Below are 17,720 nucleotides of genomic sequence, written 5' to 3'. Positions count from 1 at the left end.
GGACAGTGTAGTCTGGATGGGCCCGGATACCCGGGTGATTCCGCGGAAATCTTGCGTCACGGAGGCCGGACATGGTCGTTCAGCTGCCCAAATCGGTTCGAATCGCCACGGGAGCGCTGAGTCCCGGCATCAGCGATCGCCGGCTACAGCCGGCGGTGCGCGGCAAGGTCATCGTGGTGACCGGTGCGTCCTCGGGTGTCGGCTGGTCGACGGCGCTGCGCCTGGCCCGGGCCGGCGCGATCGTCCTCGCGGTGGCCCGCCGCGCCGACCAGCTGGAGCGGCTCCAAGCTCGGGCTGCGGCGGAAAACGGTGTGGTGCACCCATTTCCGTGTGATATCTCCGATCTGGACGCCTGCGCGCAGCTGATCGATCGGATCCTCGCCGAGCACGGGCGGGTGGATGTGTTCGTCAATAACGCGGGCCGCTCGATTCGCCGCTGGCTCACCGAATCCGTAGACCGCTTCGACAATTTCGAGGACACCGCCTTGGTGAACTATCTCGGGCCAGTGCGGTTGATCATGAGCCTGCTGCCGTCCATGCGGGTGCGCGGCGCCGGCCACATCGTCAATGTGAGCACGGCGGGCGTGCACGCGCCGCCGGTGGAATGGACCGCCTACATCGCCACCAAGGCCGCCTTCAGCACCTGGTTGCGCGGCGCCGGACCGGAATTGCGCGCCGACGGCATCACCACCTCCACGATCCACCTGCAGTTGGTGATGTCGCCCATGCTCGGGCCATTCCGCATCTACCGCTACGCCCAGCTGATCGGCATGACACCGGAGGAGGCGGCGGGCATGGTGTGCCGGGCGATCGTGGACCGGCCCATGGCGATCCGGCCGTGGTGGGAGCGGGCCGGAGTGCCGCTGCTGTACGCGGTGGAGAACACCAAGACCAGCGAACGAGTGAAGACGCTGTACGTGCGGGCGACCAATCCCGCGGCCCGGCCGGCCGGGATGGCCGGGGCGGCCCTCGAAAGAGCCGAGGACCTGGCGCATTTCGCGGATGACCTGGTGGTGTGGGCCGGCGAGGCCGCCCGGGCCCGGCCGCACCGGGTCCTGCCGCCGCCCACCCGGGTGCCGCAGACCGTGGCGGCGTTGCGGGGCGGTGTCACGATCGCCACCCTGCTCGCGCTGTTCGCGGCGCGTTTCCCGGACACCCCGGCCGTGATCGACGACGACGGGGAGATCAGCGCCGCCGAATTGCACCGGCGGGTGGAGAAATTGGCGGCTGCCATGCGGCAACGCTGGAACATCGGCCGCGGTTCCCGGGTGGGTGTGCTGTGTCGCAACCATCGCGGGTTCGTCGAGGCGATCATGGCGGGTGCGCGTCTTTCGGCCGATGTGGTGCCGTTGAACTACGGGTTCGCGGGACCGCAATTGGGTTCGGTGCTCGACCGCGAGCACGTCGATCTGCTCTGTTACGACGCCGAATTCCAAGCCGCGCTGGCCAATTCCGGCTTTCGAGGCCCGCGTCTGGTCGTCCGGTCCGGGTCTGCGACACCACTGTCCGCGCCCGCCGCGGCCCCGTCCGTCGACGACCTGATCGCCCAAGATCTACCACCGGTGCGAATGGTCGGATACGGCGCCACGCTGGTGATCCTCACCGGCGGCACCACCGGTGTCCCCAAGGGGGCACCCCGACGGCTGGCGCTCGGCGAGCTGATCCCCTACGCGTTGCGGTTGCGACCGCGAATGCTGGGGGTGCTCACCGAGATTCCGCGTTTCACCCCGATACCCCGGATCGGCAACCCCATCATCGTCGCGCCACCGCTGCACCACGCGTATGGTCTGGGCGCGATGCTGCTGGCCTGCGCGCTCGGTGCGCCGATGATCCTGCGCCGCACCTTCGACGCGCAACAAACCCTCGCCGATATCGAGCGCTACAGCGTCAATATCGCCTGCCTGGTACCGGCCATGCTGAAACGAATCATGGATCTACCGCCCGAGATTCGGCGCGACTACAACTGCATGACATTGGACGCGGTCCCGTGCGGCGCTGCCCCGCTGCCGCCGCGACTCGGTACCGAGTTCATGGACGAATTCGGTGACGTGCTGTTCAACGGCTACGGCTCCACCGAGGTCGGCCCGGGCGCACTCGCCACACCCGCAGATCTGCGGGCCGCGCCGGGCACCGTCGGCTACCCACCGAAGGGCTTGGTGGATATCAGGATCGTCGATGCCGATGGCCGGGATGTACGGCCTGGTGACACCGGCCGCATCGTCAACCGCAACCCGGTGACCTTCCTCGGCTACAGCGGCGGCGGCCACAAGCCAGTACTCCCCGGCGGCTGGATGGATTCCGGCGATGTCGGCCATTTCGATTCCGCCGGAAGACTGTTCATCGACGGCCGCTCCGACGACATGATCCTCTCCGGCGGCGAGAACGTCTTCCCGCAGGAGGTCGAGGAACTCCTGCAATCCCACCCTGCCGTCGCCGACGCCGGAGCCGTGGGCGTCCCCGATCCGGAATTCGGCCAGCGGCTGGCGGCGTTCGTGGTCCGCAGGCCCGGCGCCGAGGTCACCGACGCCGAGCTGCAGGCCTACGTGAAATCGTCGCTGGCCAACTACAAAGTCCCCCGCGAGGTCGTCTTCACCGGCGAACTACCCCGCAGCACCAGCGGCAAGCTCCGCCGCGCGCAACTGCTGGTACTCGCCGAAACCGCGGGCATCCGCACCGCGGGCTGAATCGGAAACTAGGGAACGCGTCGCTCGGCCTCGGCCTCGGCGGGCATGGGCCGGGTGAGCGACCACAGCAGCACCCCGACCTGAGCGAGGCCCGCGACGGTGCCACGGACCAGCTTCATCCGGCTCAGCTGCCACACACCCAAGGTGGCGGCGATCAGGGCGGGTAGCAGTAGAGCGCCCGCGATGATGCTGAGGGAAGCCCAGTGCGGCAGCCACATGTCCAGTGCCACAATCGCCAGGTCGATCAGGTAGAACGCGCCGTAAACCGCTGCTACCAGTGCGAATCCGAGCAGGGCGGCGGCTAGGAGGCCGCGGCGGAACTCCTCGAACAGGAACGAGGCCATCCGCTGCAGTTTGGGGCCGAGCCAGGCGGCGAGCTGGGTGAGCAGGTAGCGCGCCAGCCGTTCGACCGGGCTCGGCCGGACCTCGATCGTCGCGAAGGGATCCGGTTCCCGGAAGGTGTGGAAGTGCGCCATGGCGGTTCCTGTACTCGGTCTGGTGGTGGCGGCTCCGGCCGCTGGACTGTCGGATCGTAACACCATCGGTTAAGCTGTCCCAGACAGTTGAGCGCGAAGGAGCGTTATCCGATGGCAGTGGTGCAGCCCGCTTACGAGGTAGTTGTAATCGGTTCGGGCCCAGGCGGAATCGCCGCGGGCGTCAAGTTGAAGCGTGCGGGCATCGAGAACTTCGCGATTCTGGAGCGGGCGAGCTGGATGGGCGGGACCTGGCGCGACAACACCTATCCCGGTGCGAGCGTCGATCTGCCCGCGCTGCTCTACCAGTTCTCCTTCGCCCGCAGCCCCCGCTGGAGCCGGCTGTTTCCGCACCACGACGAGGTGCAGGCCTACCACGAGACGGTGGCCCGCAAGTACGGGCTGATCGAGAAGATGGTGTTCGGCACCGAGGTGATCCAGGAGCTGTGGGACGAGTCGAAGCACCAGTGGCGCTTGCGGATTTCCGACGGCCGCGAGATCACCACCCGCTTCCTGATGACCGCGATCGGCGCGTTCATCAACCCCAAGGATCCGCCGATCGGCGGCATCGGTGACTTCCGGGGCAAACTCATGCGCCCGGCCAGCTGGGATCATGGCTACGACTACTCCGGCAAGCGGGTCGGCGTGGTCGGCACCGGCGCGAGCGCCGTGCAGTTGGTGCCGGGCATGGCGAGCAAAGGCGTGGGCGAACTTGTTGTCTTCCAGCGCACTCCGGCCTGGGTGTGGATCCGCCCGGATATTCCACTCGCGAAAGTTCGCTGGCTGCTGCGCCTTCCGGGGGTGATGGCCCTGGTGCACCGGATCGGGCTGGTGGCGATGGACGCGGTGCAGTCGGGGTTGTCCTATGCGCCGCAGTCCGCCATCGTGCCGCTCACCGGCGGCCTGGACGCCGGCGGTACCTGGGTCTACCGCCACCTGTACATGCGGCTGTTCGGGCCCAAGGATCCGCGACTGCGCGAACTGCTTTCGCCGAAATATGGCCCGGTCGCCAAACGCCCGACCTTCAACAGCGACTATCTGAAGACTTTCGACCGGCCCAATGTGCGACTGATACCGCAGGCGGTCGAGGCGATCACCGAGCGCGGTGTCCGCACCGCCGACGGCGTCGAACACGAATTCGACATGATCGTGCTCGCCACCGGGCACGACCTGTTCTGCGAGGCGGAAAGCTACCCGATCGGCGCCATCGTCGGGCGCGACGGCGCTGACCTCGCAAAGCTCTTCCGGGAGAACGGTTTACAAGCCTACGACGCGGTCTCGGTGCCGAAGTTCCCGAACCGGTTCTTCGTGGTCGGCCCCTATGCCTGGAGCGGTACCGGCTGGCACGACCTGGTCGAGACCGGCGCCACCCACGGCGTGCGCGCCATCGCCGCCGCCCGCGAGCGCGGCGCGACCCTGGTCGAAGTGGGGGAGCAGCCCCACCAGGCCTACCACGCGAAGGTCAAACGGCTGATGCGCGGCGTCGAGTACTACTTCAATGTCCGCAACAAGGATGTCTCGACCTATTACCGCAACTCGCAGGGCGATATGCCCTACATTCGCCCGGGAAGCGTCCATTACGCCCGTTGGCGCGCAAAGCATTTCCCGTTGCGCGACTATCGGTTCGAACGACTGGCGGTGCGAGCCGACGCGGTGCCGACGGCCGAATACCACGTAACAGCAAGCTGATGCCGAAATACCTGGAGGCCACCGTGGCTAACACCCCGATTCTGCCGCGCCGCTGGACCGCGGCCGAAATCCCGGACCAAACGGGAAAGACCGCGGTGGTCACCGGCGCGAACAGCGGGCTGGGCCTGCGTACCGCACAAGCGCTGGCGGCCAAGGGTGCTCGCGTAATCCTGGCCTGCCGGGACGCGGCGAAAGCCACCGCCGCGGTGGCGACAGTCGCGGACGCCGCCACTGCCGCCAAGCCCGAGGTGCTCGCGCTGGATCTGGCCGACCTGGCCTCGATCCGGCGCGCCGCCACGCAGATCGGCGAATCGGAGGGGATGGTCGATCTGCTGGTGAACAACGCGGGTGTCATGGCGGTGCCGCGCTCGCGCACGGCCGATGGCTTCGACACTCAATTCGGCACAAATCACCTGGGACACTTCGCTTTCACCGGCTTGCTGCTACCCAGCCTGCTGCGGGCTCCGCAGCCCCGGGTGGTCACCGTGTCCTCGGTGGCGGCCTGGGGCGGCGTCGTCAACCTGCTCGACCCGAACTGGCGCCTGCTATACCTGCGCTGGCCCGCCTACAGCCAATCCAAACTGGCGAACCTGCTGTTCACCGCCGAGCTGGCGCGCCGCGCACAAGCCGCGGGCACCACCCTGACCGCGGTGGCCGCTCATCCGGGCCTGTCCGCCACCCACCTCTACGACGGCGATGGTGAACGCGGCCTGATCGCCGCACTGGCCGCCGTCCCGCAGCGAATCCTGTTCGCCCTGGCCCAGCCCGACCACATGGGCGCCCTACCCCAGCTGTACGCGGCGACCATGCCCGGCCTACCCGGAAACGCCTACCTGGGACCGGCTTTCGAGATCGCGGGCTACCCGCGCCGCACCCTGCGCAGCCCTCTGGCCTACAGCCACTGGTACGCCCGCCGCCTGTGGCGCATGAGCGAACGGCTCACCGAAATCCGCTACGACTGGCAGGCCCGCTAGCTCGCCACACCGCCGGGTCTGACACCAGCCGAGCCCCAGGCGGGCAGCGAGCACCGGTATACGGGGTGCTCGGTAACCGCACGGGGTGCTGGGCGGGCTATCGCTTGCGTGGCAGCAGCGGGGCGAGCAGGTCGAGGGTGGTGGCCGGCCAGCGGGTGAGGGGGATGGCCACCGGCCCGGGGCGGTGATGGCGGCGAGCCAGGGCGGTGGCGAAGGTGTCCGACAGGCGCAGTGCCAGGCTGAAGGGCCGGACCTGCCAGGTGATCCGGCGGACCTGCCGGTGGTCGTCGAGATAGAGCACCCAGGTGGCGCTGCCGCAGCGGTCGCGCGCCGTGACGGCGGCGAGCAGGATGAGGATCTGGTCGTTGCCGTACTCGTGGATGTCGGTGATCTCGCTGACGGCGTCGAAGAAGACTCCCATGAATTCCATGACGTCGGGGCCGGCCAATTCGCAGTACATCACCGGAGAGCGGTACAGGACGTCGGCGGTGAGCGTGCTGACCAGCGCGTCCAGATCGTGCCGGCGCATTGCCTCAGTGAACGGATGCATGTGTCCCGCTGGATATTTCGAGGTGGTGGGCCCAGCCGGTCGACTGACGGCGGGGCCCACCGCGATTAGCGCCGCTGGGCGATGGTGAGCACGTCGGGGACCATCCGGCTGTACCAGGGCCGGCGGATCGGGCGCTGTTCGAGCAGGTCGAAGCCGAGCGATTCGACCAACTGGCCGATTTCCCGAGGCGACGGTGCGTGCGCGGGCGCGAGGCTGTTGCCGCTGATCCGCTGGATCGGCCGGGCCCAGGGTGAGCTCGTGCTGATCGCGGAGATGGCCAGGATGCCTTCGGGTTGCAGGATGCGGGCGAATTCCGCGACGGCGCGTTCCTGATCGAAGAAGTGGAACGCGGTGGTGGTGATCACCGCGTCCACCGACGCGCTGGGCAACCCGGTGCGTTCGGCCGGCTCGTTGCGCCATTCCACCGCGACGTTGCGGCGGCGGGCTTTGGCGAGCATGCCCGCCGACATGTCGACGCCGTGCACCCGCGCGACCGGCAGCTCGAAGCTGATACGGTCGGCGAGAATGCCGGTGCCACAACCGAAGTCGACGATCGTGCGGGCGCCGCGGGCGCGCAGCAGCGCGATCATCTCGTCCTGAGGTGGCCGGTACATCACGTATTGCAGCGGCGCCAGATCGTAGCCTTTGGCGGCGATATCGAAGAACCTGGCGACCAGGCCGTTGAAGCCGCGTCGCGGGGCCGGACCCGCGTGCGGCCGGTCCGGCGTCGAGTACGCGGGCGCCGCGGTCATGCGCTCACCTCCGAAACAGACTCGACCGCAGTACCTTCCGGTTCGGCTGCCACTGCACCGGCGCGCAGCACCTCGTAGCTGTAATGGTCGAACGGGAATTTGCGGTGGCCGCGGCGGGCTTCGAAGAAGCCGGTCGGGCGGATGTAGGTCGATTCACCTTGGGAATTGCGGTAATACGTCGGTGTGTGCCCGTTGAGTTCGGTCATGTAGTACCGGACGATCTCGTTCTGCTGGTAGATCTTGCGATGGTAGTCCTCGGCCACGTCCCGGCGGATCTCCATCAGGGTTGCCTTGCGGCGCTTGGCTTCCTTGATGGCGCGGGCGGCGTGGTCGGCGGTCATCTCGACGAAGTCGTGCCAGCCCGAGCCGGTCCAGGAGTAGGGGCCGACGAGGGTCCACCGGTTCGGCAGCCCGTGCACCGAAACACTCTGGTAGGCCTGCAATCCCTCCGCGGTGTAGAACTTTCCGAGGTCGAATCCACTGCGCCCCACAATGGTTCCTGGACGATAGGTCTCCGGATCGGAGAACACCTCGTACCCGGTGGCCAGCACGATGGCATCGAATTCGCGCTCGACGCCGTCGGCGGTGCGAATACCCTTGGCGGTGATCCGCTCGATCGGCTCGGTCACCAGCTGGACATGCGGGTGATTGAAGGTGGGCAGGTATTGGGTATTCATCGTGGGCCGTTTGGCGATGAAACCGAAATTGGGGCTCAGCTGCGCCGCGGTGGCCGGATCCTTGACGATGAGGCCGACCAATCGCCGGTAGGCAGCGATCGCGGCCCGGTCCACCAGGCTCAGGGCCGGGCGCAGCACCCCGTTTGGCGCGGAGACGAGGCCACGCAAGGCCAGGTCGACGCCGACCAGGATGGTGCCGTGCACGATCGGCAGCACGCCGGGGAGGGCGAGCAGCCGCTTCATCAGCGTCGGCGTCTGGAAATCGGGTTTGGGGAACGACCACACCGGGGTCCGCTGGAACACCGTCATGGCGGCCACCTCGTCGCGGATGGCCGGGATGATCTGCACCGCACTGGCTCCCGTGCCGACGACGCCGACCCGCTTGCCCTTCAGGTCGTAGTCGTCGTTCCAATTGTGCGGCCGCAGAATCTCGCCCTGGAACCCCTCGACCCCGGTGAAACTGTCCGACCGCGGCCGCACGAACGCGCCGACCGCGTTGATCAGGAACCGCGCGGTGAGCACCGTGCCCTCGGCGGTGTGCAGCTTCCAATAGTGTCGCTCGTCATCGAATTCCTCCTTGACGATGCGGGTCTGGAAGCGGGCATGCGGGTACAGCCCGTATTTGCGCGCCACCTCGACGTGATACTGCTTGACCTCTGGCCCCTTGGGAAAGAACCGGGACCAATCGGTCTTGCGCTCGAACGAGAACTGGTAAGCGGGCCAGGGGATGTCGACGCCGAGCCCCGGGTAGTGGTTCTCGTGCCAGCTGCCACCGAAATCGGTGTCGCGGTCGATGATGACGAAATCCTCGATCTTCGCCCGCTTCAGCTTCACACCCGCGGCGATGCCGCCGGGCCCCGCGCCGATCACCGCGACCTCGAATTCCGGCGTGGCCGGGCTTTCCGCTGCGCGCCTGGATGGTCTCTTCATGATTCCTCGACTTTCGGTGGGGATATCGGTGTTGCCATGGGGAGGGCGAGAATGTCGTGCACTACCTCGGATCGATAGAACGGTTCGACACGGTTGCGGATGAGGCCGGCGAGGACCCCATCGGCTTTGGCGGCCTCGATGATCGGCGGTGCGTAGCGGCAGAATTCGTCGCGCAGCAGTTCCGGGGTGACACCGAATTCCTTGGCGAGTCCGGCCACGGTGTAATCGCCGTAGTACTCGAGCAGGATGTCGGCGGCGTCGCCGATCAGGTCGGCCAGATACTGCTCGTTCTTGACGGTGGTGAGCAGATCGAACAGGGCGGAAACCAGCTCGCGCAGTTCCTCCAGGGAGAGGAATTCGCGCAGATCGCTGACCGGTTCGCCGGCGAAGAGGTCGTAGACCTCCATCGTCGCCTCGGCCAGCGGCGTCTCCTTGATGACGGTCAGGATCGCGTTGTTGGTGCGGCGCACCGCGTACTGCGCGGCGGCCGCGGTGGCGTCGCCGAGGCGCTCGCCGAAGGCCTTGTCGCCCGTGCTGAAAACCTTGCCGACGGTCCTGTCGCCGAGGGACAGCACCGAACTCACGCCGGGCACCTTCTCGGCCCGGCTGCGTACGGCCTCGGCGGCGCCGCTGACGATCCGGTTGACGAACGTCGAGGCGACATGGGCGACGGTGGGGCTCTTGGTGAACCGTTCGAGCGTGCGCTCGAACATGGTGTGCATGCCGACCACCGTGGTGACCAGCCGGGCGATACCGTCGCGGTCGACCACCTCGCCGAGCCGGAAGCTCTCATTGGCGGACAGGTCGTAGATGGCGTCGGCCAGCGCCTCGAACAGCTGCCGGTTCACCGAACTGCTGTTGAGCACGCCGATGACGGCCAGCACACTCGCTTTGACAGAGTCGCTGTCGAGGACGTCGGCGACCTTCAAGGTCTCCTCGACGGCGAAGATGTCGCGCAGGATGCCGTCGGCCTGCTCGACCAGCTGCTCCCCGCTCAGCTCCGCGACGATGTAGGCCACATGTGCTTCGATCAGCCGCTCGGCCATCACCTCGACCGGGTCCGGGCTCGTCACTTGGGCGAACCTGTCATCGGAATCTCGTCGACCACGACGGGTCCAGAGGGTGCTCGGAGTGCATAAGCGAACTCGACGATGGTGTCGATCGCGGTTTGCGGCTCGGCGTCGTTGACCGAGTCGAAGGCCTGCAACACCCGCTCCGGGATCAGTGCGGTAGCCGATTGGACGGCACTGGCCACCCACATCGGCCTGGCTTGGCCCAGGATCATCCGCCAGCCACCGGGCGAGAGCCGCGACACCGCGAACATCGCCCAGGCCTCGGGCCGGATCGGCAGTGCGCCGAGGTTGTAGCGCACCGCGCGCACGATGCCCTTGGCGATGGTATCCGGGCCGAAACCCAGTCGGGGACCGTATTTCTGAACCAGTACGGCAGCTGTGCGTTGCAGCTGGGCGACCCGTTCGGCATCGACGCCGGTGTTCGTGGTGACCTCGCCCGCCACGATGCCGGTGGCCGCGGCGCCCGGAAAGACAACAGAGACGCCAACGCCGTGCCCGGCCATTTCCCCGCGCAGGCATTCGGAGAACATCCGCACGCCTGCCTTAGCGGTGTTGTACGACGGCGTCATCGGAATCGGCGTAAATGCCTGCACCGAGGACACATTCACGATCTGGCCGCGCCCGGCCCGCGCCAGCAGCGGCGCGAAGACCCGGCAGCCGTTGATGACGCCGTCGAAATTGACTGCCATCTGCCGATCCCAGGCGGCCTTGGGCTGCTCCAGAAAACCGCCGATGACCACGATCCCGGCGTTGTTGACGACCACATCGGGTATGCCGTGCCGGGTTTCGACGAGGTCGGCGAGTTCAGTCCATGCCGCCCGATCGGTGACGTCGAGCCGATAGGCCACCGCACGACCACCGGCCTGCTCGATCAGGTGAACGGTTTCGAGTGCCGAGTCCGCCGCGATATCGGTGACGATGATCTCCGCGTCCAGGCCGGCGAACCGCAGGGCCGTGGCTCGTCCGATCCCGCTGCCCGCGCCGGTGATCAGCACCAGCCTGGGGTGTCGTATTCCTCGGAACATTATTGTCTCCCAGTCGGTTTCAATGCTTGCTCGGAGCGGAGATGCGGGCCGCCGTGTCGAGCACGCGGTCGGGCAGCACGACATCGAGCGCGCGGCCGACGGCATCGAGGCGACCGGGCCGGACCTGGCCGGTCACGAAACGGACTGTGCCCGGAGCGAGGCGATGCAGGTACTGCGCCACCCAGGCCTCCGGCCGCACCGGCAGCAACCCGATGTTGTAGCGGACCGCCCGCTGCACGCCCTTGGCCATGACATCCGGGCCGAAACCCAGCCAGGGACCGAACTTCTCGGCGATTTCTCCGGCGGTGCGCTGGATCTTCTCCTTGCGGTCGGGCGTCTGGTCCAGGGTGTCGAGCACCAGGTGCGCGTCCCCGATGATCCCGGTCGCGGCGCCACCCGGGCAGACACAGGACACCCCTATACCGTGGGCTGCGAGTTCACCGCGCAGACATTCGCTGAACATCCGGACGTTGGCCTTGGAGGTGGCATAGGACGGCCAGAACGGCGCGGGCACCCAGGACGCGGCGGAAGAGATATTCACGATGTGTCCCCGGCCCTCGCTCACCATCAGCGGTGCGAACGCGCGGCAGCCGTGCACGACGCCCTCCCAGTTCACCGCGAGCTGGCGATCCCACAGCGCGGTGTCGTGCTGCAGGAATCCGGCGATCACCCCGATTCCCGCGTTGTTCACGAGAACGTCCGGGACGCCGTGCTTTTCGAAGACCAGCAGGCCCAGGGCCGTCCACTGGCTCGGGTCGGTGACATCGAGCGGGTAGGCGAAACCGTCACCGCCGCGTTCGACGATGCGCGCCACGGTCTCGCGCGCGGTGTCCTCCCGGATATCGGTGGCGAGGACGGTCGCGCCGCGCGCGGCGAAGCGCAGGGCGGTGGCTCGTCCGATGCCGCTGCCCGCGCCGGTGATCAGCACTAGTTTGGGACGTCGTACTCCACGAAACATGATGGGCCCTTCAGTTGGTTCGGCTGATCGGGCGGACATCGGGCACGGCTTCGAGCCGGGGCGTGCTCTCGAACCCGCGCCGACGCAGCGCATATCCCCAGCCGAGCTCGATGAGCCGGGAGAAGAACGGATTCGCGACCCTGGAGACCGGCGTGATCCGCACCCGCGGGAAGAACTTCGGCGCGATGGCCACCGTGTAGGTCAGCGAACTACGCTGCGGTCCCAGCGGTTCGACGACCAGCCGTTCGGCCATCGCCCGCACACCGGGCAGCGGGATCTCGCCGATGAAGAAGGCGATCTCCCGGCCCGGATCCAGGTGGGTGACGAACTCATTGCTCAGCAGCAGGGGCCCGAGACCCAGGCGGCGCCGGGAGTTGCGGCCGTGCGGCGCGGGGGTCTCCCAGGTGGAGCTGATGAACGGGATCCAGCCGAAATCCTCGACCGGCTGCCACAGCGTTTCGGCGGGCACGTCGAATTCGGCGCGGCCGACCAGCACGATCGGGGCCTTGGTATAGAAGTCCGAGTCCGCCTCGACGACTGCGGGATGAAATAGCACGGTCTGCTCCTACTGGGTGGGGTTGTCGGCGGCCAGCGGCTGCGCTGGGATCTGCTGGGCGGCAGGGGGCTTGGCGGCCGTCTTTTTGGCGGGCGCTTTGACGGCCGCTGGCTTCTTGGCGGCGGTCTTCTTCGCGACTGCCTTCTTGACGGGTGCGGCGGGCTGCGGCCCGGGCGCCAACTTGCCGAACTGGTAAGCGCGCCAAGGGAAATGGCGTGTGCCGAGCCACTGGCCGATGTTCGTCGACGGCCGCACCGCCAAATCGCCCTGATAGTTCACGTAATAGGTGTTCGACCCCGCGCACGGCGCGGTGACCCAGAGCGAGCCCTCCATCTTCTCCAGGCACTTGTCCGCGTACTCGCGATACGCCTCGGGCGTGACATCCACCCGGGTCGCCCCGCGCCGCCGCGCCTCGACGATGAGCCGCCGCGCCTTGGCGGCCGTGTTCTCCACGGTGGTCAGAATCGACCCGAGAATCACCGAATTGGGTCCGCAGGCCACCATGAACATGTTCGGCCAGCCGGGCACCGTCACACCCTGATAGGCGTGATACCTGGTCTCGTGCCAGTAGTCGCCGAGTTCCTTGCCCTCGGCGCCGATCATCTCGAAGGCGGGGGAGAAGCCGCGCTCACACACCCGGAATCCAGTGGCGCACACCAGCACATCGATCGGATGTTCCACGCCGTCGGCGGTGACGACGCCCTTTTCGGTGACCCGCTCGATCCCCTCGGTGATCAGGCTGGTCCGATCCCGGTTCTTGAAGGTCTTCATGTATCGGCTCGACAGCGACGGCCGTTTACACCCGGGCGCGTACGTGGGCGCGAGCTTGTCGTAGAGCTCCTTGTCCCGCAACCACATTCGGTACGCACCACGAGCGCCCGCGGTCAGCGCGGGGGCTACCCGCGGTAGCCGCCGCATCGACAACGCCAGCCCGACCAGCCCCAGATCGATGCCGGCGGCGACGGCCCCGCGCACCACCTTGCGGGTCCTGTCATTGCGCTGCAGGAACTGATCCAAACCCCAGTCCACCCGGAAATCCGGCTTCGGCGCCAGCCAGATCGGCGTGCGCTGGAAGACCGTCAGATGCTCGGCGATATCGGCCAGCTCCGGAATCAACTGCAGTGCGGTCGCTCCCGTGCCGATCACGCCGATCCGCTTGCCCGCGTAGTCGAAGTCGTGATCCCAGTCCGCGGTGTGCACGGCCTTGCCCGCGAACCTATCGATGCCCGGAATGTCGGGCAGCTTCGGCACCTCCAGGTAACCCAGTGCGGGACACAGGAATCGGCAGGTGACGGTGCGGTCGTCGAAGCGGACCGTCCACAGGTGGGTGCGCTCGTCCCAGATCGCCCCGGACACCCGGGTATTCAAGGTGATGTGCGGGCGCAGGCCGTACTCGTCGACGATCTGCTCGGTGTACTCCTGCACCTCGTGGCCCGGCGGGAACACCCGCGTCGAGGTACGGAACGGCATATAGGAAAGGCTGTAATAGACGGCCGGAATATCGACGGCGATGCCGGGATACCGGTTGGCCCACCAGGTTCCGCCGATTCCGGAGTGTTTGTCGAAGATGACGAAATCCTCGACGCCCGCCTGCTTGAGTGCCACTCCGGTCGCAATGCCGCCGAAACCCGCGCCGATGATCACGACTTCGTGATCGGGCCGGGTCAGCGGTGCGGTTTCGGCGACTGCTGTGCTGGACATTCGCTTCCTCCTCGGCCGCGGCTGCACCGCCGCGACTCTTGTCCCAGACAGTGTAAGCCAACTGTCTGGGACAGTGCTAGTCTCGAACCTGCGTCACGCAATGGAGCGCATGATTGAAGGAGTCGCTATGGCACTGCCGCGTCCATCCGCCGATACCGCGGTCGTCGTCACCGGAGCAGCGTCCGGTATCGGCCGTGAGGTAGCTCGCGAATTGTCCCTGCGGGGCTACAACTTGGTTCTGGCCGATATCCAGGACGCCGTCGGAGAAACCGCCGACCAACTGCGCGGGCACCGGGTCGAGGTGGAGGTGCATCAGCTCGATCTCACCGAACCCGAGGCACGCGGCAAGTTCATCGAGGCGGTGCAAAGCGGCCCGCGCGCCATTGTCGGCGTGGCCAATGTCGCGGGTCTCATCTCGATCGGCCGCTTCGACAAGCTGGCGCTGGGCCGCGAGCGCATTCTGGTGGACGTCAGCGTCAGCGCCCTGCACCATCTCACCGGCGCGTTCCTGCCCGCGATGCAGGCGCGGGGGGAGGGCGCGATCCTGAATGTGGCCTCACCGGCCGGTGTGGCGCCGCTGCCGTATCTCGCTTCCTATTCGGCGGCAAAGGCTTTCGTCATCTACTTCTCCACCGCGCTGCACGCCGAGCTGAAGGGCAGCGGGGTGTCCTGCACCACCTTCCTGCCCGGCATCACCAAGACGCCGCTGGCCTACGGCATCGAGGAGACCAAATTCCTGCCGGACTGGGCGTGGAGTCTGCCGGGCTTCCACGAGCCGTCCAACACCGCCCGCCGGGCGGTGCGCAGCATGCTGCGGGGCAAGAAGCTCGGGACGGCGGGGCCGGATGCCTGGCTGGTGTCGCTGGCGCCTCGGTATGTGCCGCCTGGACTTTTGCAGCCGGTGGTGCGGGTCGCCGGAAAGTACGCCTTCCCAGGCGAATACGAGACCTCGGGGCAGCGGGTACGAGCCGGGTTGGAGAAGGCCCTCGGCAGAATCGGCGGCGCTGGGCACGCGGACAAACCCAAGTCCTGGTGACCACGAGAAAGGGGCTGCGGCACAATGCCGCAGCCCCTTTCTCCTTCAGCGTCCGGCGAGCTCGTCGCGTTCGGCGCGGATCCGGTCCAGACGGGTCTGTTCGTCGTCCTGCTGATCCTGGGTGAGCGGCCAGGCCTGATAGGTGATGATCACCTGCTCGGGTCCGCAATCGCGGGTCAGTCGCAGCGTGGACTTGGGCGCTACGAAATGACCGGGTTCGTTGAAGATGATCTGCCGGTTGAAATCCAAGGGTGTACTGCACACGTACATCAGATCGACGGTGCCCGGCAGCGAGCCCGGGTTGGCGCAGCTCAGCAGGAGCCGGGAGTCGTCGGTGTGGCTGGCCGAACAGTCGATCATGAACGGGACGTTCGGTTGCGCCGCCGCAGGTGCGGCGGCCAAACCCAGGGCCAGGAGGGTGGCCGCGAAAACCTTCATAGTGAAACCTCCTCGGTAACAGTGGGTTCGGCCGGTTCTGGCCGAGTTTCGAACTCGGCCAGCCCGATTCGCTGGTGCAGCCGCATGGCCCACCGTGGCGCCCACCAGCAGGCATCGCCCAGAATCCGCATGATCGCCGGCACCAGCAGCATCCGGATGATGGTGGCGTCGAGCACCAGCGCGACGATCATGCCGTAGGCGATGTACTTCATCAGCACCAGATCCGAGAGCCCGAACGCGCCGGTCACCACGATCAGCACCAGGGCCGCGGCGGTGATGATGCCGCCGGTGTGCGCGGTGCCGTAGCGGATCGCCTCCGGGGTGGGCGCGCCCCGATTCCGCGCCTCGGCCATGCGCGACATCAGGAAGATCTCGTAGTCGGTGGACAAGCCGAAGATGATCGCGATCATGATCACCAGCACCGGGAAGCTCAGTGGCTGTGGCGTGAAGTCCAGCAGGCCCGCCCCGTGTCCGTCGTAGAAGACATAGGCCAGAAAGCCCAGTGCCGCGGTCAGACTGAGCCCGCTGACCACCGTCGCCTTGATCGGCAGCACGAACGAGCCGAACGCCAGGAACATCATCACGAACGACGCGATCACCAGAATTGCCAGCAGCACCGGCAGCCGATCGGTGATGCCGTGAATGCTGTCACGCTCCAGAGCGGGCATACCGGTGACATAGATCGTGGTGCCCGCCGGCGGCGTGATCGAACGCAGCCGGGCGATCACGTCATCGGTGACCGACGGATCGACCAGACCGGCCTGGTAGACCCGGACATTGGCGCCCTCGGCCGCGATCCCGGCTGATATCGGCTTCTGGAACTGCCCGGTCAGCCCGGGCGTCCGGTCCGCCGCGGCCACGATCTGACCGGTGATCTGCCGGTCCGCTCCGGTGATCACGAGCTTGATCGGATTGGTGCGCTCGGTCGGAAAGATGGTGTCGAAATCCTGTTGTGCCGAACGGGTCTCGTTGCCGGGCGGCAGATACTTCTCGGTGATGCCGGTGAATTCGACCCCGAAGAACGGGACGATCAACAGCAAGAGGACCGCGATGATCGGGTAGGCGACCAGTGCGGGCCGCCGCATCGACCAGGTCGCCAGCCGCGACCAGAACGACGCGTCGATCTGCGCGGCGGATGTGGTGCGCGAGAACCGTTTCAGGCCGAACGCGTCCACCCGGCGCCCCAGCACGCACAGCAGGGCGGGCAGTACGGTGATCGACAGCACCGCGGCGAGTATCACCGCCGCCAAAGCGCCCAGCGCCACCGAACGTAGGAAATTCATCGGGAAGATCAGCACACCCGCCACGCACACCACAATGATGGTCGCGGAGAACGTGATGGTCCGCCCCGCCGTGGCCACCGCCGTACGCACCGCGTCCTCGACGGTGCGGCCCTCGGCGATCTCCTCCCGGAACCGGCTCACCATGAACAGGCCGTAGTCGATCGCCAGGCCCAGGCCGATGAGCTGAATCACCGCATCCGCGAACTGATTCACCTGCATGATTTCGGTGAGCAGCCGCATCACGCCCCAGGAACCCGCGATGGTGAGCCCGCCGATGATCAGCGGCAGCGCCGCGGCGACGACCCCGCCGAAGACGAAGAACAGCACAATCGCGACCAGCGGCAGCGCGATCAGGTGCATGCGCTCGATATCGTGCTGCAGGGTGAGGCCGACCGCGTCAGCCACCGCCACCCGGCCGGCCACCTGCACGTCCACGCCGGGAATGGTCAGTTGGTCCCGGATCCGGTGGTAGAACTCGACGCTGTCGGTGTCGCCGGTACCCTGCAGCCCGATGCTCATGAAGGCATGAGTCTTGCTGTCGTCGACGAACCGGTTCTTGACCAGGCTGCCGTTCCAGTACCCGGTGACATCCTTGATCTCGGTGCGGAATTCGGTGAGCAACCGCTGGGTCAGCGCTTTGCCCGCCGCTTCGATCTCCGGATCGGTGATCGACCGCCCGGGCGGGGTGCTGAAGAGCGCGATCACATCACCGTCGAAGTCGCGGCCGAAGGTGGCGTCGGCCAGCTTCGTGCCCAGTACCGACTCGCTCGTATCGTCGAAGTAGCCCTGCGCGGAGAGCCGATCCTGATAGCCCAGGCCGAAGAGCCCGGAAAGTCCGATGGCCAGGACGAATCCGGCGATGACGGTGAAGCGGGCGTGGTGGATCCAGCGGCCCAGCCAGACAAACACGAGTTGATCTCC

15 protein-coding genes are annotated in these 17,720 nt (G+C 67.0%); 4 read left to right on the top strand and 11 right to left on the bottom strand.

What is annotated here, in order from left to right:
- The first annotated feature begins 71 nt into the window (after positions 1-71).
- Positions 72-2,684 carry an SDR family NAD(P)-dependent oxidoreductase gene (locus tag NU1_RS40450; protein ID WP_084521595.1) on the top strand — a complete coding sequence of 871 codons (2,613 nt, stop codon included), beginning with the start codon at positions 72-74 and terminating at the stop codon, positions 2,682-2,684.
- 8 nt (positions 2,685-2,692) lie between these two features.
- On the opposite strand, the gene NU1_RS19395 is transcribed toward NU1_RS40450, so the two are convergent.
- Complete coding sequence (locus tag NU1_RS19395; protein ID WP_067523205.1) at positions 2,693-3,160, bottom strand: phage holin family protein; 468 nt, start codon at positions 3,158-3,160, stop codon at positions 2,693-2,695.
- Positions 3,161-3,271: 111 nt separating this feature from the next.
- Between NU1_RS19395 and NU1_RS19390 the strand changes: the two genes are divergently transcribed.
- Together NU1_RS19390 and NU1_RS19385 are read left to right on the top strand one after the other, a co-directional pair.
- Complete coding sequence (locus NU1_RS19390; protein WP_067523328.1) at positions 3,272-4,846, top strand: flavin-containing monooxygenase; 1,575 nt, start codon at positions 3,272-3,274, stop codon at positions 4,844-4,846.
- A 41-nt stretch (positions 4,847-4,887) separates the two neighbouring features.
- Complete coding sequence (locus tag NU1_RS19385) at positions 4,888-5,820, top strand: oxidoreductase (protein WP_169815108.1); 933 nt, start codon at positions 4,888-4,890, stop codon at positions 5,818-5,820.
- 97 nt (positions 5,821-5,917) lie between these two features.
- Here NU1_RS19385 and NU1_RS19380 read toward each other — a convergent pair whose 3' ends face one another.
- The 8 genes from NU1_RS19380 to NU1_RS19345 form a co-directional block, all read right to left on the bottom strand.
- Positions 5,918-6,349, bottom strand: a complete 432-nt coding sequence (locus NU1_RS19380; protein WP_157552552.1) for a hypothetical protein — start codon at positions 6,347-6,349, stop codon at positions 5,918-5,920.
- A gap of 86 nt (positions 6,350-6,435) precedes the next feature.
- Complete coding sequence (locus NU1_RS19375; RefSeq protein WP_067523202.1) at positions 6,436-7,122, bottom strand: class I SAM-dependent methyltransferase; 687 nt, start codon at positions 7,120-7,122, stop codon at positions 6,436-6,438.
- Complete coding sequence (locus NU1_RS19370) at positions 7,119-8,729, bottom strand: flavin-containing monooxygenase (protein ID WP_067523201.1); 1,611 nt, start codon at positions 8,727-8,729, stop codon at positions 7,119-7,121. The genes NU1_RS19375 and NU1_RS19370 overlap by 4 nt, the downstream gene beginning before the upstream one ends.
- Complete coding sequence (locus NU1_RS19365; protein WP_084521593.1) at positions 8,726-9,802, bottom strand: hypothetical protein; 1,077 nt, start codon at positions 9,800-9,802, stop codon at positions 8,726-8,728. The genes NU1_RS19370 and NU1_RS19365 overlap by 4 nt, the downstream gene beginning before the upstream one ends.
- Entirely contained in the window at positions 9,799-10,827 is a 1,029-nt protein-coding gene (locus NU1_RS19360; protein WP_084521592.1) for an SDR family NAD(P)-dependent oxidoreductase, read from the bottom strand. The genes NU1_RS19365 and NU1_RS19360 overlap by 4 nt, the downstream gene beginning before the upstream one ends.
- A gap of 19 nt (positions 10,828-10,846) precedes the next feature.
- Complete coding sequence (locus NU1_RS19355; RefSeq protein WP_067523199.1) at positions 10,847-11,785, bottom strand: SDR family NAD(P)-dependent oxidoreductase; 939 nt, start codon at positions 11,783-11,785, stop codon at positions 10,847-10,849.
- Positions 11,786-11,795: 10 nt separating this feature from the next.
- Entirely contained in the window at positions 11,796-12,341 is a 546-nt protein-coding gene (locus NU1_RS19350; protein WP_067523198.1) for an SRPBCC family protein, read from the bottom strand.
- Positions 12,342-12,350: 9 nt separating this feature from the next.
- Positions 12,351-14,042, bottom strand: coding sequence for a flavin-containing monooxygenase (locus NU1_RS19345; RefSeq protein WP_067523197.1), 1,692 nt, complete (start codon positions 14,040-14,042; stop codon positions 12,351-12,353).
- Between the two features lie 127 nt (positions 14,043-14,169).
- Between NU1_RS19345 and NU1_RS19340 the strand changes: the two genes are divergently transcribed.
- The gene (locus NU1_RS19340; RefSeq protein ID WP_169815100.1) at positions 14,170-15,078 is read left to right on the top strand and encodes an SDR family NAD(P)-dependent oxidoreductase; all 909 of its coding nucleotides are present in this window, start codon (positions 14,170-14,172) and stop codon (positions 15,076-15,078) included.
- Between the two features lie 45 nt (positions 15,079-15,123).
- On the opposite strand, the gene NU1_RS19335 is transcribed toward NU1_RS19340, so the two are convergent.
- Positions 15,124-15,516, bottom strand: coding sequence for a hypothetical protein (locus NU1_RS19335; RefSeq protein ID WP_067523195.1), 393 nt, complete (start codon positions 15,514-15,516; stop codon positions 15,124-15,126).
- The gene (locus tag NU1_RS19330) at positions 15,513-17,708 is read right to left on the bottom strand and encodes an MMPL family transporter (protein ID WP_067523194.1); all 2,196 of its coding nucleotides are present in this window, start codon (positions 17,706-17,708) and stop codon (positions 15,513-15,515) included. The genes NU1_RS19335 and NU1_RS19330 overlap by 4 nt, the downstream gene beginning before the upstream one ends.
- Between the last annotated feature and the right edge of the window lie 12 nt (positions 17,709-17,720).

The organism is Nocardia uniformis NBRC 13702 (assembly GCF_001613345.1).
Taxonomy (GTDB): Bacteria; Actinomycetota; Actinomycetes; order Mycobacteriales; family Mycobacteriaceae; genus Nocardia; species Nocardia uniformis.
The sequence above is the reverse complement of the archived record's forward strand: the minus strand, read 5'-3'. Positions and strand labels throughout refer to the sequence as shown.